This is a genomic window from Orenia marismortui DSM 5156, from assembly GCF_000379025.1.
In the GTDB taxonomy this organism is placed as follows: Bacteria; Bacillota; Halanaerobiia; order Halobacteroidales; family Halobacteroidaceae; genus Orenia; species Orenia marismortui.
On sequence record NZ_KB900618.1, the window covers coordinates 301,513 to 323,269 of the forward strand.

At 29.2% G+C, this 21,757-nt stretch carries 20 protein-coding genes and 1 riboswitch; of the genes, 7 read left to right on the top strand and 13 right to left on the bottom strand.

Annotated features, from left to right (window positions below; translation table 11 throughout):
- Nucleotides 1-36: 36 nt before the first annotated feature.
- From OREMA_RS0107440 to OREMA_RS0107465, 6 genes are all read right to left on the bottom strand, one after another.
- On the bottom strand, nucleotides 37-501 hold the full coding sequence (locus tag OREMA_RS0107440) for a DUF4912 domain-containing protein (protein WP_018248640.1): 465 nt from the start codon (nucleotides 499-501) through the stop codon (nucleotides 37-39).
- Nucleotides 502-1,042: 541 nt separating this feature from the next.
- Nucleotides 1,043-2,095 (bottom strand): Gfo/Idh/MocA family protein, encoded by a 1,053-nt coding sequence (locus OREMA_RS0107445; protein WP_018248641.1) that lies wholly within the window; start codon nucleotides 2,093-2,095, stop codon nucleotides 1,043-1,045.
- Between the two features lie 139 nt (nucleotides 2,096-2,234).
- Nucleotides 2,235-2,957 carry a GGDEF domain-containing protein gene (locus tag OREMA_RS19050; protein WP_169331533.1) on the bottom strand — a complete coding sequence of 241 codons (723 nt, stop codon included), beginning with the start codon at nucleotides 2,955-2,957 and terminating at the stop codon, nucleotides 2,235-2,237.
- Between the two features lie 811 nt (nucleotides 2,958-3,768).
- Entirely contained in the window at nucleotides 3,769-5,100 is a 1,332-nt protein-coding gene (locus OREMA_RS0107455) for an alpha-amylase family glycosyl hydrolase (protein ID WP_018248643.1), read from the bottom strand.
- A gap of 420 nt (nucleotides 5,101-5,520) precedes the next feature.
- Nucleotides 5,521-6,075, bottom strand: coding sequence for a manganese efflux pump MntP (locus tag OREMA_RS0107460; RefSeq protein WP_018248644.1), 555 nt, complete (start codon nucleotides 6,073-6,075; stop codon nucleotides 5,521-5,523).
- A gap of 54 nt (nucleotides 6,076-6,129) precedes the next feature.
- Nucleotides 6,130-6,435, bottom strand: a complete 306-nt coding sequence (locus tag OREMA_RS0107465; RefSeq protein ID WP_018248645.1) for a Dabb family protein — start codon at nucleotides 6,433-6,435, stop codon at nucleotides 6,130-6,132.
- Between the two features lie 836 nt (nucleotides 6,436-7,271).
- Here OREMA_RS0107465 and OREMA_RS0107470 point away from each other — a divergent pair.
- Nucleotides 7,272-7,898 (top strand): tyrosine-protein phosphatase, encoded by a 627-nt coding sequence (locus OREMA_RS0107470; protein WP_407667765.1) that lies wholly within the window; start codon nucleotides 7,272-7,274, stop codon nucleotides 7,896-7,898.
- 96 nt (nucleotides 7,899-7,994) lie between these two features.
- Here the strand turns inward: OREMA_RS0107470 and OREMA_RS0107475 are convergent, their stop codons facing one another.
- Nucleotides 7,995-8,459 (bottom strand): DUF3189 family protein, encoded by a 465-nt coding sequence (locus OREMA_RS0107475; protein WP_018248647.1) that lies wholly within the window; start codon nucleotides 8,457-8,459, stop codon nucleotides 7,995-7,997.
- Nucleotides 8,460-8,555: 96 nt separating this feature from the next.
- Nucleotides 8,556-9,281 (bottom strand): N-acetylmuramoyl-L-alanine amidase, encoded by a 726-nt coding sequence (locus OREMA_RS0107480; RefSeq protein ID WP_018248648.1) that lies wholly within the window; start codon nucleotides 9,279-9,281, stop codon nucleotides 8,556-8,558.
- Between the two features lie 343 nt (nucleotides 9,282-9,624).
- Between OREMA_RS0107480 and OREMA_RS0107485 the strand changes: the two genes are divergently transcribed.
- A complete protein-coding gene (locus OREMA_RS0107485; protein ID WP_244871494.1) occupies nucleotides 9,625-9,849 on the top strand; it encodes a hypothetical protein in 225 nt (74 codons plus the stop codon).
- 31 nt (nucleotides 9,850-9,880) lie between these two features.
- On the opposite strand, the gene OREMA_RS0107490 is transcribed toward OREMA_RS0107485, so the two are convergent.
- Nucleotides 9,881-10,996, bottom strand: a complete 1,116-nt coding sequence (locus OREMA_RS0107490; RefSeq protein ID WP_018248650.1) for an aminopeptidase — start codon at nucleotides 10,994-10,996, stop codon at nucleotides 9,881-9,883.
- A gap of 131 nt (nucleotides 10,997-11,127) precedes the next feature.
- Nucleotides 11,128-13,119, bottom strand: coding sequence for a sensor histidine kinase (locus tag OREMA_RS18315; protein ID WP_018248651.1), 1,992 nt, complete (start codon nucleotides 13,117-13,119; stop codon nucleotides 11,128-11,130).
- Nucleotides 13,120-13,688: 569 nt separating this feature from the next.
- On the opposite strand from OREMA_RS18315, the gene OREMA_RS0107500 reads away from it, so the two are divergent.
- Nucleotides 13,689-13,868 (top strand): hypothetical protein, encoded by a 180-nt coding sequence (locus OREMA_RS0107500; RefSeq protein ID WP_018248652.1) that lies wholly within the window; start codon nucleotides 13,689-13,691, stop codon nucleotides 13,866-13,868.
- Nucleotides 13,869-13,966: 98 nt separating this feature from the next.
- Here the strand turns inward: OREMA_RS0107500 and OREMA_RS0107505 are convergent, their stop codons facing one another.
- From OREMA_RS0107505 to OREMA_RS0107515, 3 genes are all read right to left on the bottom strand, one after another.
- Entirely contained in the window at nucleotides 13,967-14,257 is a 291-nt protein-coding gene (locus OREMA_RS0107505; protein WP_018248653.1) for a carbohydrate-binding protein, read from the bottom strand.
- A gap of 171 nt (nucleotides 14,258-14,428) precedes the next feature.
- Complete coding sequence (locus tag OREMA_RS17380; RefSeq protein WP_018248654.1) at nucleotides 14,429-15,781, bottom strand: nucleobase:cation symporter-2 family protein; 1,353 nt, start codon at nucleotides 15,779-15,781, stop codon at nucleotides 14,429-14,431.
- Nucleotides 15,782-15,850: 69 nt separating this feature from the next.
- Complete coding sequence (locus OREMA_RS0107515; protein WP_018248655.1) at nucleotides 15,851-16,420, bottom strand: xanthine phosphoribosyltransferase; 570 nt, start codon at nucleotides 16,418-16,420, stop codon at nucleotides 15,851-15,853.
- A gap of 270 nt (nucleotides 16,421-16,690) precedes the next feature.
- A riboswitch (purine riboswitch) is annotated at nucleotides 16,691-16,792 on the bottom strand.
- Nucleotides 16,793-17,088: 296 nt separating this feature from the next.
- Between OREMA_RS0107515 and OREMA_RS0107520 the strand changes: the two genes are divergently transcribed.
- From OREMA_RS0107520 to cysK, 4 genes are all read left to right on the top strand, one after another.
- A complete protein-coding gene (locus OREMA_RS0107520) occupies nucleotides 17,089-17,928 on the top strand; it encodes an ABC transporter ATP-binding protein (protein WP_018248656.1) in 840 nt (279 codons plus the stop codon).
- Nucleotides 17,861-18,619: an ABC transporter permease gene (locus OREMA_RS0107525; RefSeq protein WP_018248657.1), complete on the top strand. Its 759-nt coding sequence runs from the start codon at nucleotides 17,861-17,863 to the stop codon at nucleotides 18,617-18,619. Before OREMA_RS0107520 ends, OREMA_RS0107525 begins: the two co-directional genes overlap by 68 nt.
- Nucleotides 18,620-19,312: 693 nt before the next feature.
- Nucleotides 19,313-20,314, top strand: a complete 1,002-nt coding sequence (locus OREMA_RS0107530) for an aliphatic sulfonate ABC transporter substrate-binding protein (protein WP_018248658.1) — start codon at nucleotides 19,313-19,315, stop codon at nucleotides 20,312-20,314.
- Between the two features lie 386 nt (nucleotides 20,315-20,700).
- Nucleotides 20,701-21,615, top strand: coding sequence for a cysteine synthase A (gene cysK, locus OREMA_RS0107535; RefSeq protein ID WP_018248659.1), 915 nt, complete (start codon nucleotides 20,701-20,703; stop codon nucleotides 21,613-21,615).
- The last annotated feature ends 142 nt before the right edge of the window (nucleotides 21,616-21,757 follow it).

Genomic DNA, 21,757 nt, shown 5'->3' on the forward strand with positions numbered 1-21,757 from the left:
CTTAATCCTTAATCTATAGTTATTTATTCTATAAGACTATAAGTCAATCTGATTAGATTTAATTATAGGAAAGAACTTCTCTTCTGAGTTTAATATTCCTAATTCAACTGTATAACTATGGTCTACTTTTAAATCATCTAAATAAAGATTACTATCATCTAATTCAACTCTAATATCATTATATTTTTCAACCTTATTATTTCTATCTATACTATAAACTCTTAATAATAAAACTACTTCTCTAATATCTTCATAACCAGCTTTAAATAAAGTTTTATTAATTCTATCAAAAGTATACTCCCAATAAATATAAGCTGTCATAGGGTTCTTTAATCCTAGATGAATATTATTTACATTATATTTATCAGGGATTGAATATTTACTTTCAATATTTTTTACTAAATTGTTAGTTATCCTCTTTTTTTGGGCTAAACTACTACTTCTAAAAAAATTAGTAGATAAATCATTTTGATTTAAGTACTTCTGCAAACTTTCTATCATTTTATTCTAACCTCCTAATATACTGAAATAATTATAGATAATTAATCTGAAAACCTTTATCTTGAAGACTATCTATAATCTACTAAACAAATAAAAAACTAAAAGCATCTAATTTGGAAGAAAATTTAAATATGAAGTTATGGAGTATAAAGTTAGATTTTTAGGTGATAGGTCATAGGTTAGTAGGTGGTAGTAAAATCTTCCTAACACCTAACTCCCAAACTGTAGCATTATCTATCTTAAATTCCACTTTGAAATTGGCTATCTAGAATAGAGTAACTAACTTCATAAGACATCTCCACCATGTATGAAGAAATATAATTATACAACTTTTATCTAAATAACTAATATTAGTTATGGTTTTCTATATAAGTTTACTCTTAACTGTTTAAAAATATTACTTTTTGCAGTAAAAATAACTCTATCTTTAATCATAAGCCTTTCATACTTTATGAGAATAGTAATATTAATATTACTATTCTCCCAATTGATTTACTTACTCTGATTTCTACTTATATCTATTTCTATACTTCTATCACAATTATAATACCTTAATCTTTTCTAATAAGTTGTCATCTACTTTTACTACTTTCTTTTCTTCAATAGATTTTAAAATAGCTAATATTGTCTTTAAATCCCATAGTTCTACATCTGGAGTTACAGAAATATCCTCCTGATTAACAAAAGCTTTATAAAAGTTTAATAATTCATTATAAAAACCTTGATTAGCTTTGTAGGATATCTGTTCTGAACCTCCATTATTATAAAATACATTAACAACTTCACAGCTTCTTTCTTCTAAATAAATCATACCTTTAGTTCCAAAAATTCTGCTTCCAATTAAAGGTTTTTGAGCTTCAATTCCACTTGGGAAATAAGCAAAATGTCCTATAACTCCACTCTTAAATTGCATATTAATATTAGCTGAACGATAAGGCATATACTCTTCTTCTTGGGGACTTCCAAAAGCATGTAAACTATCAATTGCTCCAAAGATATGGCGAAGACCTGCTAAATTATGAATAGCTCCATCTAATAATCTCCCTCCAGGAAAATCAGGGTGCTGTCTCCATTCTTTAGCAGCAAAACTATCAGCTATCATCTCTTGAGGAAAGTTAACTACATAATTACTAATAAAATAGATAATATCACCAATCTTTTTTTGCTCGATTAAATTCTTAATTATATTATTCTCCTCATTATATCTAAAATTTTCTGCAATCATAATATTATTGCCATATTTTTTAGAGAAATTACTATATTCTCTGGCATCTTCTAGATTAGTAGCCAAAGGTTTTTCACAAATTATATCAATTCCTGTTTTAGCAATATCCTTCGATACCGAGAAATTATCTGGTATAGGTACTGTAATATCTACAGCATCTAAATTTTCATGATTAATCATTTCACGATAATCTTTGTAAGCCTTGTCTTGGCTAATATTTACCATCTGGGTTGCTTTAATAGCTTGCTCTAAATTCACATCTGAACAAGATACTATATCATATTTATCCTGAAGTTGTTCATAGGCTGGATAATGTAACCTCTCCCAAGCCAATCCACATCCAACTATGCCAATTCGTAATTTCTTCATCAAATATCAACTCCCATAATTATTGTTATTTTTATTATTAGCTAAATTGCCCTTCCATACTCCATCAAATATATTCTACCCTTAATGCTAAGTTAAAAAAATAAAAAGCTCCTAATTAGGAGCTTTTTATTACTATTATTCAGCTAGATACAACTTTATTTTTCCCTCTATTCTTAGCCTGATACAACCTTTGATCTGCAAGGTTTAATATTGTCAATGGATCATTAGTATAAAAATCTTCAAAACCAGCCAAACCTATACTTACTGTCACATGACCTCTAATACTTTTATCATTAAAATCAAATTCACAGTCTTCAATTCCTACTCTAATATCTCTAATAGCCTTTAAGACTCTTCTCCTAGATGACTTCAAAAATAATATTGCAAACTCTTCACCACCATATCTACAAACTAAATCTTTGGAAGAAGTAGATTCTTTCATTATTTCAACAACCTTCTTCAATACACTATCTCCAACAATATGGCCATAAATATCATTTATTCTCTTAAAATCATCTATATCAATAATCGCTATCCCTAAGTTAATTTTTGAGGATGATTTATTTTCTTCTAATATATCCTCTACTAAATCTTTTAGTGATTGATCAAAAAACATTCTATTATATGCACCAGTAAGACCATCAATTTCAGAAATCTTTCTCAATTCTTCATTAAGTTTTTCAGTCGCCTTATAATATCTATAAATTATAAAAGACATTCCCAAGATACTTAATATTATATTAGCCAATCCGATATTAACCACTGTTACTCTACTTAATCTATATAAAATAGAATAATCAGCTGTTATTATATATGATATGCTAAGTGTAATTGTAATTAATAAAACTTCAATAATCTTCACTTTTAACTTCAAAAAAGTTGAGAACATTGTGAAGATAATTAGCCCAATTGAATAAAGATAAAAGTTACTTTCCCATCCAAAACAGACCGTCGCCAAAAATGAATGGGAAATAATTTCGAATATAGTGATATGATAAGCCAAACTAAGCTTAGCTTTACAATTTATTATTAGATTAAAGATATAAACTAAACAGCTAAATATATTAAAGATTGTCATTATCTTTATATTTAAAAAGGCAAATAACAATATCATCAGAAAATGTATCCCTAAACAAAGTAAATATACATAATTTGAAAAAATATAAAATCTAAAATCTTTATCTCTAATATTTTTATTATTAAAGTTATTACCCCCTTTAAATATAAACATTAAAGATCTTATTTCATCTTTTAATTTTGCTAATATAATAATCACCTTCTTTCTTAGCATATAACAAAATTTTAATTTTAAAGATAATGATTCTAAAATATATAAAATAAAGATAAATTGCAATTTAAAGTCTTATATGACAAAATTTTATTATGATACCATATTTCAATACTCACTAGTAAAAACCTTTTTATATCTCAAAACTAGTCTATTTATTTTTTAGAGCTTTAAATTAGATCTCTAGCAATAAGCAAGTATCGTTTAAGATAGATAAAGTGACATTTTCGGAGTTAGGCGTTAGGAAATGGGAGGTAGGAAGACCTTACTATCCCCTATGACCTATCACCTAGCACCTAAAAGTGTCTCTTTATCCCCATTAAGCAGCACTAGCGTATAAAAAGATCTGTGAGAATTTGAATTCTCACAGATCTTTTTATCTAATTTATAACTCACTTAACATCACTTTATCATCATCTTTATCAACATTTACTTTAAAAATTATAGGCTTTACTCCTAACTTTAACTTAGAATCTTTGACTTTAACTATTTTATTATCTAGCAACGATTTATACTTACCATCTGGAATAGCTAAAGTGATATGACCAGATTTATGTTCTAAATTGAATACTCCTAAGATCAATTTACTATCTTGTTCATAACTAGCAACTACTACCCCAGGCTTACTTGAATCTAAGATTTCATAATATCCTTCAGCAAAGATTTTATCCTCTTTTATCCTTCCTAAAGTTTTTAATAAATCAACATAATCTTCATTTAGTAAATCCCACTCTATTGGATCATGATCAAATAAGCTTGGAGTACTATCTTCTTCAGTCTCTTGACCTCCATGAATCAAAGTTAAACCTTGTTGAAAGTAGTAAAAAGCAGTCCAATTAACTAAATCTTCTTCCACCATAAACCACTTTCTTGCTCTTGCTTGGTCATGATTTTCGATAAATCTCATCTTTACATAGTTATCTGGATAAATGTATTCTTGTGCTTTAACTTTATCTATATATTGTCCAAAGGAAATTTTACCTTCCATATATTTTTTAAAATACAAGAAAGTATCATAATCATAACTCACATCAAAGGCTTGATAAACTTCTGAATCAGATAATCCTACAAAACCATTCTTTCTTAATGCTTTAAGAAAATCAGGTTCTATACTTTCAGCCAACCATATTATACCTCCTCTTAGTTGAGCAACCTCTTTTCTAGCCCTTTTCCAAAATTCAAGGGGCAACATTGGTGCTACATCACAGCGAAAACCATCTACTCCAATTTCTACCCAATATTTAAGCACATCAATTTGATAATCCCATAATTCTTTATTTTTATAATCTAAGTCTATAACATCATACCAATCGCCAACCTTATTTCCAACTTGATCATCAGACCTTCTATAAAACCATTCAGGGTGATCTTCAAATAATTTAGAATCATGAGAAGTATGATTATATACAACATCAATCATAACCTTCATATCTAGATTATGTGCTTGATCTATTAAATTCTTAAAATCATCTAAAGTACCATATTCTGGATTAATAGCTTTATAGTCTTTAATAGAATAAGGACAACCCAATTCTCCCTTTTTATTCTTCTGACCAATAGGATGAATTGGCATTAACCACAAAATATCTGTTCCTAAATCTTTAATTCTATCTAAATCTGCTATTACATCATTAAAAGTACCATTTTCACTGTGATTTCTTACATAAACCTCATAAATAATCTGATTTCTTAACTCAATAGGTGTATCAATCGCCATTTAAAGTCCTCCTTTTATAATCTATTAATAAATTAATTCGACTCACGAAAACGATTTCCTTCATAAAAATAATCCTAAAGTAGGATTAGACAGGTATAAATTTATATTTTAGTAATTTACAATATATTATTGATCATTAATAATCAAAACCATATAACCCCAAATATTAAGTAATAATTTATAAATATTGTATCAGTTTTTTTATTAATTAGAGAACTTGGATTTTATTCTTTTAATTATACCTACGAGCTTAAAAGATGAATCTTGGTGTAAAGCATTAAATATTTTCAATTATAAATTGATATAAAGGGCATATTTGAATTTTATTCTAAGATCAGATATTTATATAAACTGATAACTATAAGTAATAAAACCCCTGTAGCTTATTAATAAGCTACAGGGGTTTAAATTAATCATTTCTTAAATTATATCCATCAACATATTAAGTCCAAAGATAACTAAAATAGCTCCTCCTAAATAATTAGCATATCTCTCAACTATTCCAAAATTCTTAATATATTTAACAATCATTAATGAAAGAGCAGTTAATATAGCTGTTATTACTGCAATAGTAGTACCATTACTAAGTATAGGAATTATACTTAAATTATATAACACTGAAAAGCCAATACCTAAAGCATCAATACTTACACTTATCCCCAATATTATATAAGTCCAAGGGCTAAAATCCATATACACACAAGCATCATCACTTTCATAACCTTCTTTTAAAAATAAGATTCCAATTATTAATATAATAATTCCACCTATGTAATTGCCAAAATCAAAGAGATTACTATTAATATAATTCCCTAATTGAGCCCCAATTATAGCAAATAATCCTTGGAAAAATCCAAAAGAAAGTACTATTAAAAACTTTTCTTTGGCTCTTAATTGATTTCCACATCCCAAACCTAACGCCACTGCAAAAGCATCTAAAGCTAATGCAACAGCAATAAAAATAATATTTGTCATTTTATCACTCCTACTTCTTATATTACTGCTTCAAATAAGATCTATCTTAGCAATTTAAAGCTTATAATCAACTACAGCTCTATCTTTAGTTATTTCTCTTATAAATTCAGCCACCTTCAAATGAGCTGGATCCTTCTGATATTTCTCTAGATCTTCTTCACTAGCAAACTCTGAATATAATACTAAATCATAAGCTGCCTCAGAAGAATTAAGATTGACCCCTACTTCAATAAACTTAATTTCTTCTATCTCTCCCTTTAAACCTTCTAATATCTTTTTAGCCTTCTGAGCATTCTCTGCTTGTTCTGCTCCCATTATTGTAGACTCTTTTAGTTTCCACATTACAATATGCTTAATCATAGTTATTCCTCCCAATAATAAAATTTAATTATTACATAAGTATATTATTTAAGCTTTTTTTATAATTTCCCTTCCTCTCTAAAATATTAATTCTATAAATTCTTATAAATTATCACTAAACTTATTCTTAAAATAAATTATTAGAGATAAATTCTTTATAATCTTAATTCATTAATTGATAATACCTGGCTATTTTTTAAAAATATATTCTATATCTAGTAATATTATTAATTTTTCCAAAATATCTTATTCTAATAAATCAGAAGTTAATAACTTAATATAAAAATAGCTAAGCTCAAGAAAAGGTTTTAAAAAACTAATCCCTAATATATAATGATAATAGATTCTATTAATAGGAGCTGATTAAAATCAAAAAAAATATTACTACAGAAAGCCGAGTAATAGGTTATTATATTGAAAATGAAAAAATCACCTTTATATTTGATCCTAAATTTTATACTAATCAATTACAAGATATCTCTATAGAAAAGATATCTATAAATGCTAGTTTTACTGCTTGGAAGACAAACTTAGAATTAACAAAGATAAAAGATGAGTTATGGACTACAGAAGAGAAAATTAAAAATATCAATGTCCCTGGTAATTCTGGATATCCTGAATTTAGATTTGTAGTTAATAATAAATACTTTTTAGATGCCAGTAGAAATCTCCAACTATCTAAAAAATTCTATGATGGACATAGCGGGGGGTATAAGAATTTAATTTTATTTGAAGATAATAATGAAATAAAAATAAAAATTAAAAATATTAATAAAAAAATATCAGATTATAAAATAGATTATAGTTCAAATGAAGAATTAGCTAACTTTAGAGAAATTACTATAGGTAATATGGGGAAAAATACTTTATACAGATCTTATCATCCATTTAAAAAATCACGCCCAAAACACCCTTTAGAAGATCAAAGAATAACTATGGTTCAAGAATTAATTTCTGATAAAAATATAAATTCTATTATTAACCTTTCAGATACTAATGAAAGTATTCCAGCTGAATTCAAATGTTATAAAAATATGCTTGATAATGCTAACATCCTCTTTACAAATAAAGGCTATAATTATGATGTGTTTTATTATATTTCAGGTTCTGATGAATTCTCTAATTTAATTCGCAGAATAATAAACTTTATACTTGAACCTAGAAATAAAACACCTTTTCTAATTCATTGTAGAATTGGAACCGATAGAACTGGAATCATTATAGCAATTTTGGCAGCCTTTATGGGAGCAGAATGGAAAGATATAGTAATAGATTACCAAAAATCTAATCATCTTGGAATAGGAGAATATCGTGATGAAAAACTAATTGAATATGCCTTCAAAGAAATGTTAGGAGCAAATTTTAGAGATAAAAACTTAGAAAAATTAATGACAGATTATTTTAAGAATAGATTAAACTTAAATAATGATAAGCTTCAAAAACTAAAAGATAAACTATCTTAACCCTTAAAACTCACTACTTTTATTTAAATAAAAGTAGTGAGTTTTCCTATTAAGCAAAATAGATATTAGCTTTTGATAAATCTACAGATCAATTAATTAAGATTTCTTAGCTTTCAAATTCCTCTTCACATTACTTACCAACTCTACTAACTTTGGATAAGCTTTTAAGACTCCCCTAGTCACTATTGGTCTACCCAAAGAACTTATCCCTAAACCCCTAGATGTAAAACCTCCCACCTTCATTAAAAAATTAATAGTTGGCTTAGTATCAATTAATAATAAATCATCTTTCTTTCCTAATAAAGCGTAAGTATCTTGCAGCAAAGGCAAAGCTATCTTGCTAGAATATTTATAACCTAAAGTATATACCTGATTAGCAAATTCATCTTTACCTTGGTATATTAAATGGCCAATATCTTTCTTTTTTATCTTATCAAAAGTAGCTAATGATATTATATCTTCTTTTGTAGGAATATTATTCACAGGTAATTTATTTAAATGAAGAGCAGCAGCCACTGCAACTGAATGTGCTCCACCAACATCATGATAAATAATATGCATTTCCTTCCCCCTAATTCTACAATTTTATATTTATTTAGTTTAACTTATCTTAGCTAAAATATTCTAAATAATAATGAGGCTTCACCTTAAATAAGATTACTTTTGATAATAATCTAAAATTCCTTGATAAATGCTATCTACTAAAATGTCTTTAAACTTGGTCTCTGTTAATAACCAATTATCAATTTTCTTATTCAAAAAACCTACCTCGACCAACACTCCCAATCCCTTAGTATTATTTAAAATATAATAATCACCTACTCTAATATTATTCTGAGATATTTGTACCCCTTGATAATTAATTTGATTTATTCTATCCTGTATTTTTTGGGCTAAGAGTTTACTAAGATTTCTTCCCTTCTGATAGAAAAGGATTGGCCCCCTAATTCGAAATTTACCTGGGAAATAGTTAACATGAATACTAATAAATAAGTCAGATCTCTTATTATTAATTATATCTACTCTAGCCTTTAAATCTCTCTTATGTCTGCTTTTATAAGCTCTATTATGATGATCTAAAGAGATATCATGATAACGGGTCATTATAACTTTAGCACCTTTTTTACTTAATAAACTCCTTAACCTTCTGGCTATATCTAAATTAATATCTTTTTCTATTAACCCTTTATAAGATGTACCTCTATCTATTCCACCATGGCCTGGATCAATTACAATTGACTTAGCTATTATTAGATCTTTTCTACTAAAAACTGCTATAGGTCTTGCCTTGAAGATATAGTTTATTAAACTTCCTATAATAAAAAATAGTAGTAACAAAGAACAAAATAGTGATAAAAACTTTTTATTACATAAAATAACCACTATATCTCCTCCATACTATATAATTATCCAACTTTAGAGTGAGGTTTTATAGGTATATTGTGATATTTTGGCCGCTAGCTACTAGCTTTTAGCCTCTAGCTATTAGTATTATTTTTATAAGCTCTAAGCCAGCAGCTAATAGCCAATAACCAGAAGCTAAAAATGTCGCTTTATCTTTACAACTTCACTACTAAAGTTAGACTTACACTTATAACTATTCATTAGATAAGACTTTTAAGCGTATATGCTTAGCTAATATTTGGAATAATAAATAGTACATAATAAATAATGTGAGGTGATTAATCTGTTCTTTGATAATAAAATGACAGAATGGTCTCTGGGAATGGTGAATAAAAGCTTAGAAGAGATGAAGGAATCTGATATTGAAGAATATGATCAAACTTTAAAGATGTTCTTATTAGCAACAGAGGCTGCTACTCATTTTTTAAAGAATGATCAAGAATTTAGAGAAAAATTTGCTCAAATACATGCAGAATTTATCAAATCACCTGAAAGCAAATCAGTAATTGAAGAGTCAATTAAAGCTTATGAAAAATTGAAAAAGTAGCCTTTAAAGGCTACTTTTTCACATTAAAAATTTATTTTAAATTTTCAGGATTTAAAAGCTCTAATTCTGGAAGGACAAATTTTCCATCTTTTCTTATTAATCTATCATCAAAATATATCTCTCCTCCACCATACTCTGGAGTTTGAATACAGACCAAATCCCAGTGAATAGAAGATTTATTACCATTACTAGCTTCATCATAACATTTTCCAGGAGTAAAATGAAAACTACCTTTTATCTTCTCATCAAATAAAGTATCCTTCATTGCTCTTTCAATATAAGGATTAACCCCTATGGCAAATTCTCCAATATAACGAGCACCTTCATCAGTATCAAATACTTTATTTATCTTTTCAGTATCATTAGCAGTCGCCTTAACTATCTTCCCATCCTTAAACTCTAAAGTAATATTCTCATATGTAAAACCTTGATAAACTGCTGGTGTATTATAACTTAATACTCCATTAACTGAATCTTTAACTGGAGCAGTAAACACCTCTCCATCGGGAATATTTAACTTACCATCACATTTGATAGCTGGAATGTCCTTGATTGAGAAGGTTAAATTAGTTCCTTCTCCTATAATCTTAACTCTATCCGTATCTTCCATTAACTTTACTAAGCTATCCATAGCTTTTGACATCTGAGCATAATCTAAATTACATACCTCAAAGTAAAAATCTTCGAAGGCTTCTGTACTCATACTAGCAGATTGAGACATTGAATGATTGGGATATCTTAAAACACACCATTTGGTATTTGGTACTCTAATTTCTCCATGTACAGGCTTAAGAAATTTCTCCATATAAAGTTGCATATTCTCGCTTGGTACATCAGAATTTTGAGTAATATTTTCAGCAGATCTAATAGCAATATAAGCATCCATCTCTTCCATTCTTAGTTTATGATACTTGGCTTGTGCCTCTAACTGTTCTGAGTTTGCTTTCATTAACAGCTCTCTATTTAACAACTCATCATTAACCTCTACAAAAGGTAAGGCCCCTACTTGATAAGCTTCCTTAACTAATTCTCTGGCTAAAGGATTTTCACTACCAAAGACTTCAATCAAAATCTTTTCTCCCTCTTTTAATTCAACCGAATAATTGATTAGATTTTTAGCTAATTCTTTTACCCTTGGATCTAACATATTATCTCTCCCTTATCTAATTAATTCTTATATTTTTATTATACTATAACATATATATTCCTATCAACCTACTAAAATAATAGATAATAATTTCTTTTTAAATCTGAATATAAATAACCTATAATAATATCTTATAAATCAGCTTTATTATATATATCGGAAAATTCTATATTGGCCCTTTCTATAATTCCAGCTTTATTATATATTTTCTTAGATTGCTTATCTTCAGATATAACCCTTACTGGCAATTCGATAATAAATTCAGTCCATTCTCTATAGTTACTAGCTACCGTTATATAACCATTATGTGCTTCAACAATAGATTTTACCAAAGCCAATCCTACTCCACTTCCAATCGATTTTGGATCAAAATCAGACTCTACTTGCTCAAAGCGATTAAATAGCTTATCCAGCTCTGCCTCTGGGATTCCCATTCCTGTATCCTTAACACATACTGCAATACTTTCCTTCTGGTCAATAACCTTTACTTCTATCCTATCCTCTTCCGCTGTAAATTTAAAAGAATTAGATAACAGATTTAAAATAACTCTCTCTATCTTACTAGGATCACAAGCAATTAATCTTTCTTCAACATTGGTATCAAAGATTAGATCTATCCCCTGAGACTCTGCATAAGGTGCTATTGACATGACTATATCTTCAATTAAATAAACTATATTATAATTACTTAGGTTTAATTTCATCGATCCTGCATCAAATCTAGTAATATCTAGCAGATTATTAAGTAATCTCAAAAGCCTATAACAATTCTGCTTCATCATATTGGTATATTTGGTGAATTGATCATAATAAGGACAATTAACATTATCCTTATGGCTCTTCATTAATAATTCCACTACTCCCAAAATTATATTTAAAGGTGTCTTGAGGTCATGTGATATATTGGAGAAGAACTCTGTCTTTAATCTATCATATTCTTGAGCTTCTTCTAGCTTAATCTGTTCCTTTAAGATCTCTTGTTGTAATCTTTGTGTTTCTTTACGATCACTTATATCTTGGACCACAGTAGTTATATATCTTTCACCATTATATACTAAAGATGATGAAATTGTTTCAACTTCCATTATTCGCCCATCCTTAAAGTTAACTATATACTCATTAGATCCTAAAGATAGCTCTTCCTGTTCTAAGTCTTTTAACCTCTCTTCAAAGTCCTTATAATTATCAATCTTAAAATTTAATAATTCGCTAAAGTTTCTACCTATAGCTTCCTCTAAAGAATCATATCCCATTAATTCTAAAGCTGCTTCATTAGCATATAAACACTGCCTATTCCTATGTACAAAAACTGCACTTGGTAACAGTTTTATTAACTTTTGATATAGTTGCTTGCTTTTTATTCTTTCCCTTTCTGCCTCTTTTCTTGGACTAATGTCTATAAAGGTAGCTGATAACAAAATAGGGTTTCCTTTGTCATCCCTTATTAGATTACTAAAAACTTCTACTTCAAATTTAGAGCCATCACTTCTTCTTGCAACTGCTTCTCCATACCAGCTTCCCTGATTAACTATTGTTCTTATTCTATCTTTTAACTGTTCTCTATCATCCCAAAAATAAATTGAGTTCTTACCTAATATCTGATCTAACTCATAACCCCACATCTCTAAACAGCGTTTATTAGCATAAAGAATATTTCCTCCCAGATCTATAAATGAAAAGGCATTAAGGGAATTCTCTATTGCTTGATCTTTAATTTCTATATCTAATTTTAAATTCTCACAATCACTAATATCTCTAAAATTCAAAATCTGACCTTTCTGCTGATTATTCACTAGCAGTGGATAAAAGTTAACCTCCCAGGTCCTACCATCTTTAAAATGAAGATAGTCTCTATACTCTGTAGAAAGTTCTAATCTATTTTCAATATTAGATATAAATTTATCACAATTATTAACCTTTTCTTTTAATTCTTTTGCCAGTTTATAGGCATCATCTTGATCTGAAATATCTTCAAGAAAAGAGTACATTTCTATAAAACGCTGATTTTTATAAATAATCTTTGCACTAGAGTCTAGTATTATAATTCCATCACGAGATGATTCTAATAAGCCAGTTATAATTTCTTTATCTATTAGTAACTCTTCTTGACTTGATATAACCAACAACCCCCTTCAAATCTTTTAGTCTATAATTTCATATTCTTATTTAGTAAATCTACTAGTACTACTTCTATAACATGTCGGAATATCCTTCATCAAATGGAAAAATATATTAAATTAAGACAATTATATATAAAGTGGTTTAGTAATTATTAATTCATAGGTTAATTTATAAACTTATAATAGTATTAATAAAAATAATTTTAAGGTTGATTTTTTCTTTAATCCTCAAATCTCTTATCTTATTTTTAATCAATAAAAACAAGTACTTATCAAATATAGGTAATAACAAAAATAAACTTTAAATATTACAGCTCTAGATCAGATATAATTCATCTTCATCTAATCAAACTATATTTTTGATCATCTTTATTGAAACAAATTCTAAAAAAAGTACTATTTACCTAATAAAATTAATAAAATATAAATATCTAGGGCTATAAAATTTCTACAATCAATTATTAGAACTTATTCTAATCATTTCTATAAGAAAAATAAAATAATATCTATTTAATGATAATAGTTTTGACCTTCAAAATTAAAAATTACCTAAAGAGAAAGGAGCAATAATTGTGAATTATATTCTTATTATTATCATAGTTTTACCTATATTAGCCTTGGTAATATGGATGGATAGTATTAATAAAAAATATGAAGAAGAGATCAAAGATGTTAAACGCTTAATATATAAAGTTCATGATGAAGTTAGTGAAATAAAAAGAGTAAAAGATAAAAAGAATAGAAAACGCTAATTCTATTTCATTTAGAATCAAATTATAGTTTTTTAAAGATAATATTATTATATAAATAACAAAAACCTCCGATTATAATCGAAGGCTATCTAAACATTTTATAATATTCTATAACTCCAGTCATTACCACTATTATTATCCCAATGATCAGCAGAATCTCTAAAACAAAAATTAAATTTATTAATTCTATCCTCTACCCTTATATCTGCCACCCACTCACCATTAATATCTTTCATTGCAATATCTTTGATAGCTGCCCAAGAACCATTATACCCTAAACCTGCATGTAGATAGACCTGTTCAGCTCCATTTTTACTAAGTATTCCATTGTATTTTACTCTAAATTTATTTCCTTTATTATCTGCTAAGGGATGGACAAGTACTCTCATAATAAACCACTCCTTAATCTATACTTTTATCTTAATTTGTACAATTAAATCTTTTTTATGAATTGTTTTTAAATTATATGATTTTAAAAATACCTTATCCCTCTAAGTTTAATAAAAGAAATTTATCCTCATAAAGCAAAAAAGACCACTACTGTGGTCTTTTAAAAGTTTTTACTCTTCCATCTTAGGTAAAATAATATTCAATAGTAAGGCTGTAATAGTCCCTGTAGTAATACCTGATTGGAAGAAAGTCTTCAGCGCTTTTGGTAAATGACTTAAAATATCTGGTCTTACTACTACTCCTAAACCTAATCCTAAAGAGATAGCAATAATTAATAAATTTCTTCTAGTTAAATCAGCATCGTGTAATACTTTAATTCCACTAGCAGCAATCATTCCAAACATAACAATTCCTGCTCCTCCTAATACAGGATTAGGCATAATTGCAATTAAAGCACCTAACTTAGGAAAAACACCTAAAAACATTAAAATAATACCGGCCAAAATAACAACAAACCTACTCCCTACTCCTGTTAAAGGAATGATTCCAACATTCTGACTAAAAGAAGTATTAGGACCAGCCCCAAAAACTCCTGCTAACATACTCCCAACTCCATCAGCCATTAATCCTTTAGAAATATCTTCACTTTCTAATTCTTTATTACAGGCTTCACCAACTGCTAATAAATCACCAACAGTCTCAATACTAGTTACTAAATAAGCAGGTATAAAAGCAAAAAATCCAGTTAAACTAAAAGCGATTCCATACTTAAAAGGCATAGGTAAATTAATTAAAGCAGCCTCTCTTACAGCAGAAAATTCTAACATTCCCAAAGGATACGCTATAATATATCCAAAGATAGTACCAATTAAAATTGAAGCTGAACTCCAAAAACCTTTTGCAAATTGATTTAAGGAGACAATCACTGTTAATACTGCTAAGGTAACACCTATATTCTTTAAACTACCATAATCCGCAGCTCCATAACCTCCTGCCGCCCAATCAATTGCTACTGGCAAAACTGTTAATCCAATCAAAGTCACTACACAACCGGTTACAACTGGTGGGAATAATCTCCTGATTTTAGGAAAGAACTTACTGATTATCATTTCAATTGGTGCAGCTAGCAAAGTAGCTCCAAAGATACCTGCTAATCCCATAGTGCTTCCAACTGCTATAGATGGTCCTACAAAAGTAAAATCTGTTCCCATAATACAAGGTAACTTAGCACCTACTTTTCCAAATCCCTTAGCTTGAATAAAAGTAGCTAAACCAGCCATAAATAAGGCTGTACTAACCAAATATCCCATCTCAACTGCAGATAATCCTAAAACTCCTCCAACTACTAATGGCACAGCAACTATCCCACTAAATGCAGCAACAATATGCTGAATAGCCAAAGGAATAGCAAGTTTTAATTCAGGCTTATCATTAATACCATAAGTTAATTTATTATCTTCATATAAATCTTTATTTCCTTCACTAACAAAATCCTCTTGATAACTTAATGCTTCTTGACCCATCTTAATTCCTCCCATTTTTTGAATAATTAATTTTTAATTAGATTTATTAGCTTTAAAACAAAGTTACAATTATAAAAAATTAATTTCATTATCAGCTAAACTATCAATAATAGCTAAAGATTCAACCTTAATCCCCTGTTGGCGTAATAATTTTCCTCCAGGCTGAAATCCTTTTTCAATTACAATTCCTATACCAGCTAATTCAGCTTTTGCCTTGTTCACAATTTCTAATAGACCTTGGGAAGCATTTCCCATTGCTAGAAAATCATCAATAATTAGTATTTTATCCTCGTTATTTATATAAGTAGAATCTACACTAATATTATAAACCTTATTTTTAGTAAAAGACTTTACTTCACCTGTATAAACTTTGCTATCCATTGTAGAGGCTTTCTTCTTTTTAGCAAATACTACTGGTACATCTAATTCCAGACCTACCATCAAAGCCACTGCAATCCCTGATGCCTCAATAGTTAAAATCTTGCTAATCTCTTCTTCTTTAAATCGCTTAGCAAATTCTCTTCCGATCTCCTGCATTAGTCTAGGATCTATTTGATGGTTTAAAAAAGAGTCCACTTTTAAAATCTCTTTAGAAACTAACTTCCCATCATCCTTAATTCTTTCTTTCAATAATTCCATATCCTTACCCTCCCCTTAATATAAAATGCTCATAATATAAAAAACCCAGATAGATAGACTTCACTATAACAAGTGAAACCTATCCATCTGGGCTTTTCTCCCTCTGGTGTAATACATTAATGTATTTGTACCGCTTGGACCAGACAACTTAAAAACAATTGATAATTAACAATTTAGAATTGATAATTAAAACCTTAAAAATTTAAAAATATTATATCTTTATATCTAAATTATCAATTATAGGTTTTCAATTGCTCTTTAGTACGGAACCCTAGGTACACTTTCACTCGTAGTCAGATAGTTTACGGCTATCTGGTAGAAACGTCCGAGCCTTATTCTCGACATTATACGAGTACTAATTCGATATTTATTTTCTTATTAATAAAATAACATACATAAGTTTCTTTTTCAAGTAAAAGATGATCATTTATAAGATTTTTTGATTTCTAAAAAAAATTCAATACCTTGCTGAACAATTTCGCAAAATTATCATTTTAGCCGTACTTATCCATAATCAAGTTCAAAAACCACATAAATAATGCATTCAATCTAAATTTTCTATTGACATGGTTACATATACCATATATAATCTACTTAAAGATTGTAGTTAATTCCTATCGGAAAACCCTGAATTAAAATATATTAAGCTTAGAATTAGGAGGTTCACAATGATAACAATAAAAAATATTAATAAAAAATTCAGACAAAAAGATGGATCTGATCTAACTGTATTAAAAAATATAAATTTTAAAATAAAAGAAGGAGAATTTATCTCTTTACTAGGCCCTTCTGGATGTGGTAAATCAACTCTACTTAATATTATAGCTGGATTAGAAACTACTAACTCAGGAAAGATCTTGGTAGAAAATAAAGAAATTAATGGCCCTGGTTCAGATCGAGGTGTTGTATTCCAAGAAGCTGCCCTCTTTCCTTGGCTTAGTGTATTAGATAATGTAAAGTTTGGACTGAAGAATGCAAATATTAAAGAAAATCAAATTGAAAAACAAGCATTAAAATATATTAGCAAAGTCCATTTAAGTAAATTCCAAGATTCGTACCCTCATCAATTGTCTGGTGGAATGAGACAAAGAGCAGCTATTGCTAGAGCATTAGCTATGAATCCCAAAATATTATTGATGGATGAGCCTTTTGGTGCTTTAGATGAACAGACTAGAATGATGTTACAATATGAATTACAGAAAATTTGGCTAGAGAGCAAAAAAACTATTCTTTTTGTTACCCATAATATTAGAGAAGCTGTACAATTATCAGATAGAATAGTTGTCTTTGGTACACAACCAGGAAGAATCAAAGAAGTATTTGAAGTTAAAGCAGCTAGACCTCGTAAAGAAAATAAAGGTTACCTTTTAGAATTAGAAAATAGAATCTTAGCTGTACTTAAAGAAGAAATAGAAAAAGTAATGAAGGAGGAAATGGGCGATGCATACAACTTTGAAGAAGGTTCTCTTCCTTGGGATCCTAATCGCAATATGGGAAGTCATATATAAATTACAAATTTGGCCATCAATCCTCTTCCCTTCTCCTATACAGGTAGGAGAGACTTTATATACAGGCATTATTGATGGCTCTTTTATTATAGCTTTGGGACATAGTTTTAAAAGGTTATTAATCGGTTATGGTCTTGCTTTAATTATTGGTACAATTTTAGGCTTAATTATAGCTTCATCAAAACTGATGGATGAGACCTTAGGAGCATTGGTCTTGGCTTTACAAAGTGTCCCTTCTATTGTTTGGCTTCCATTAGCTATCTTATGGTTTGGTATGGGAGAATCCGCAATTATCTTTGTAGTAATCTTAGGTGGTACTTGGAATATGGTAATTAATGCATCTACTGGTATTAAAAATGTTCAACCATTACTTATTAAGGCTGCTAAAACTATGGGAGTTAAAGGATATAACCTATTCTTTAAAGTTACCATCCCAGCAGCAATCCCCCACCTAATTACTGGAATGAGACTATCTTGGGCCTTCTGTTGGCGAGCCTTAATGGCTGGAGAGCTATTAGGCAGTGGTAATGGATTGGGACAGATTCTGATGTGGGGCAGAGAGATGGGGAATATGAGTATGGTAATCTCAATTATGATTATCATAGCTAGTTTAGGAAGTTTAACTGACAGCATTATCTTCAAGCCACTAGAAGATAAAGTTCTAGAGCGTTGGGGACTATCAAGTAAATAGTAAAGGATAACGAGTGACTAGTTAAAGTCAAAAATATAAAAATAAAACAATTATTAACCACAGATTAACACAGATAGACACCTATAAGAAAATTTAATTAAAGAATTTAAAGCCTTATTTTTACCACGCCCCCTGAGAGGAACCATAAAAATTAAAATCCACGAAGGGTTATGTTTCTAAACCCAAAGGGTGTTCTTCCACGAGGAAGTACTCTTGGGGTGAATGAACAAGACTTAGCACTAATAAAAGATTCAAAAAATCTTTCAGACCTTAAATCTTTATAAATATTTTAAGTTTTTATCTTTCTATTGCTCTTATTCGTGTGTATTAGTGATCATTAGTAGTTTCAAAGTTTTTAGTTTATCTTTATTTCACTTATGGTTGGAGATCTATATAAGTTGAACTAATGATTCTCACAAATATAAATCAAAACCTTTTTGATACAGACTAAAATCTAACTAAGTAGCAACTTAAACTCCTAATTTATTTAATTTTTAAGTCTATGTTTGTCTGTGTAAATCTACGTCTAAATATTCTTTTTATTAATTTTAATATGAAGAACTTTAATTAAATCTATATATAACTACTACTTATAGAATTTAAATATCACACTAAGGTTTTAAATATTTTTAAATTTTACTGATCACTCGTCATTCATCACTTATTACTGAATTAAAAAAGGAGGAAATAAAAATGAACAAAAAAACTATGTTATTGTCAATCTTATTAATCACTATTTTGGTGATTACTGGTTGTGGAGATAAAGGAACAAAGACAACTACTAAAGTAAAGGAGATTACTATTGGCTACTTCCCTAATCTAACTCATGCTCCTGGAATTGTAGGTGTAGCTAATGGTAGCTTTACAAAGGAGTTTGATGGAATTAAGCTTAATGTTAAGACCTTTCCCAAAGGTTCACTATTTATGGATGCTATGGCTACTGGCCAAGTTGACATCGGTTATGTAGGTCCAGGTCCAGTATTAAATCGTTATTTACAAGGTGCTAAAGTTAAAGTCTTAGCCAGTGCTAGTGTAGCAGGTAATGTAATTATTGGCAATGGAACTAGTAATATCTCTTCTGCTAATGATTTAGCAAATAAGACTATTGCTACTCCTGGTTTTGCTTGTAGCCATGATCTATTATTAAGAAGATTCCTATGGGATAATGAGCTGAAGATGGAGAAGCGTGGAGGAAATATCAAACACATTCTACAAAAACCAGCTACTATGATGGGACTATTCAAACAAGGACAGATTGATGCTGCTGCTGTTTCTGAGCCCTGGGCAGCTGTAATGGAAGAAAAGATTGGAGCTAAAGTCTTAGTTAATTGGGATGAAATGCCTTGGGAGGGTCAAATGCCAGCTACTGTAATCGCTACTACTACTGATTTTGCAGAAAATCACCCTGAATTAGTTAAAAAATTCTTAAAAGTTAATGAAGAAGTTATTGATTTTATTGCTAATAATCGAGAAGATAGCTTAAAATTAATGCAAGAGGAGATTAAAAGAATTACTAAACAAGAACTATCTATTGATATCTTAGATCGAGCATTAACAAGAACTAAACTTACTTCTAATATCGATCCTAAAATTATCCAAGAATTTGCTAATATTTCTGGTGAATTAGGAGCAATCAAAGGAAGCACTGATATTACAGGGTTAGTAGATACATCTTTCTTAGAGGTAATAAAATAAAGATTAATAGTAGATAACGGGTAGTTGATACTGCTCGTTATTCCTTTGTTATATATGACGAATTAAAAAAACACTTTCTTAAAATTAAAATTTGAGAATTTGACTTTAAAGAAACATAAGCAACTTTTAATTCATATACTGATTAATTTATTAAATCAAAGATTGATTATTAACTAAAAAATTTATTAAAATATTCTAGTCCTTTTAGTAAAGTACGAGTGTTTTCCTTGAACTTCAAATGATTTTTTGCTTACTTTTTTATCTATGAAAAAAAGTAACCCGCCTATAGGCGGAATCTATATTCTGTCTTAGCAGAATTTGAATAAAAAATTCAAAGATTAAGATACCTCTCAAGTAAAATAAGAAAGAAAGGATGGTAAAAAAATATGAAAATTGCTAATAATATTACAGAATTAATCGGCAATACTCCTATTGTTAAACTAAATAAAATAGTACCTGAAAGCTCTGCAGATATTTATGTCAAATTAGAGTACTTCAATCCTACTAGAAGTGTTAAGGCTCGCCCTGCCTATAATATGATTAAGCAAGCTGAGATAGATGGAACTCTCAAAACAGGTGGTACTATTATCGAACCTACCAGTGGAAATACGGGAATTGGTTTATCTATGGTAGCTGCAGTTAAGGGGTATCGAGCTATCTTAGTTATGCCTGAATCAGCTTCACAAGAGAGAATCAATATGATGAGAGCCTACGGTGCTGAGGTTAGACTCACCCCTGCAGATCAAGGGATGTCAGGTGCTGTAAAGGAAGCAGAAGATTTATTAGCAGTGATTAAGAATAGTTTTATGCCCAATCAATTCACTAACCCTGCTAATCCTGATGCCCATCGAAGTACTACAGCCAAAGAGATAATTGAAGCCTTTGGTAATGATCTAGATATCTTTGTAAGTACTGCTGGAACTGGAGGAACTGTCTCTGGTACTGGAGAAGAACTAAAAGAAGAGCTTTCTAATCTTAAAATCTATATTGTAGAATCTGAAAATTCACCTGTTATTTCTGGAGGTGAATCAGGAAAACATAAAATACCTGGTACTGGTCCTGGATTTATACCAGACACCTTAAATAGAAATATCTATAATCGAATCTATAGGATCAATGATGAAGATGCTTTAGATATAACTCGTCAATTAGCTGCTAAAGAGGGAATATTTGTAGGTCCATCATCAGGAGCAGCAGTCTGGACCGCCCTTCAAGCAGCTAAAGAGCTTGGTAAAGGTAAAAAAATCCTAGCAATGGCTCCTGATACTGGAGAACGATATTTAAGTACAGATTTATTTTAAATAGTTTTTTATAGCTTAAATCAAATAAGAGAGAAACAATAATTATTCCTCTCTTATTTGATCTTTACTATAAAAATTTAATCAGCACTAGTACTATAAAACTTATAAATCAAAAATATCTAATTGACCTCCTGTCAAAATA

Coding starts and splice junctions, on each gene's coding strand:
- OREMA_RS0107455 (WP_018248643.1), bottom strand. CDS start 5,100: ATGGCGATTGATACACCTATTGAGTTAAGAAATCAGATTATTTATGAG.
- OREMA_RS0107440 (WP_018248640.1), bottom strand. CDS start 501: ATGATAGAAAGTTTGCAGAAGTACTTAAATCAAAATGATTTATCTACT.
- OREMA_RS0107475 (WP_018248647.1), bottom strand. CDS start 8,459: ATGCATATTATTTATCATGATGTTGGTGGAGCACATTCAGTTGCAGTG.
- OREMA_RS0107525 (WP_018248657.1), top strand. CDS start 17,861: ATGCATACAACTTTGAAGAAGGTTCTCTTCCTTGGGATCCTAATCGCA.
- OREMA_RS0107530 (WP_018248658.1), top strand. CDS start 19,313: ATGAACAAAAAAACTATGTTATTGTCAATCTTATTAATCACTATTTTG.
- OREMA_RS0107505 (WP_018248653.1), bottom strand. CDS start 14,257: ATGAGAGTACTTGTCCATCCCTTAGCAGATAATAAAGGAAATAAATTT.
- OREMA_RS0107445 (WP_018248641.1), bottom strand. CDS start 2,095: ATGAAGAAATTACGAATTGGCATAGTTGGATGTGGATTGGCTTGGGAG.
- OREMA_RS0107485 (WP_244871494.1), top strand. CDS start 9,625: ATGGTGAATAAAAGCTTAGAAGAGATGAAGGAATCTGATATTGAAGAA.
- OREMA_RS0107520 (WP_018248656.1), top strand. CDS start 17,089: ATGATAACAATAAAAAATATTAATAAAAAATTCAGACAAAAAGATGGA.
- OREMA_RS0107490 (WP_018248650.1), bottom strand. CDS start 10,996: ATGTTAGATCCAAGGGTAAAAGAATTAGCTAAAAATCTAATCAATTAT.
- OREMA_RS0107465 (WP_018248645.1), bottom strand. CDS start 6,435: ATGATTAAGCATATTGTAATGTGGAAACTAAAAGAGTCTACAATAATG.
- OREMA_RS0107515 (WP_018248655.1), bottom strand. CDS start 16,420: ATGGAATTATTGAAAGAAAGAATTAAGGATGATGGGAAGTTAGTTTCT.
- OREMA_RS0107460 (WP_018248644.1), bottom strand. CDS start 6,075: ATGACAAATATTATTTTTATTGCTGTTGCATTAGCTTTAGATGCTTTT.
- OREMA_RS17380 (WP_018248654.1), bottom strand. CDS start 15,781: ATGGGTCAAGAAGCATTAAGTTATCAAGAGGATTTTGTTAGTGAAGGA.
- cysK (WP_018248659.1), top strand. CDS start 20,701: ATGAAAATTGCTAATAATATTACAGAATTAATCGGCAATACTCCTATT.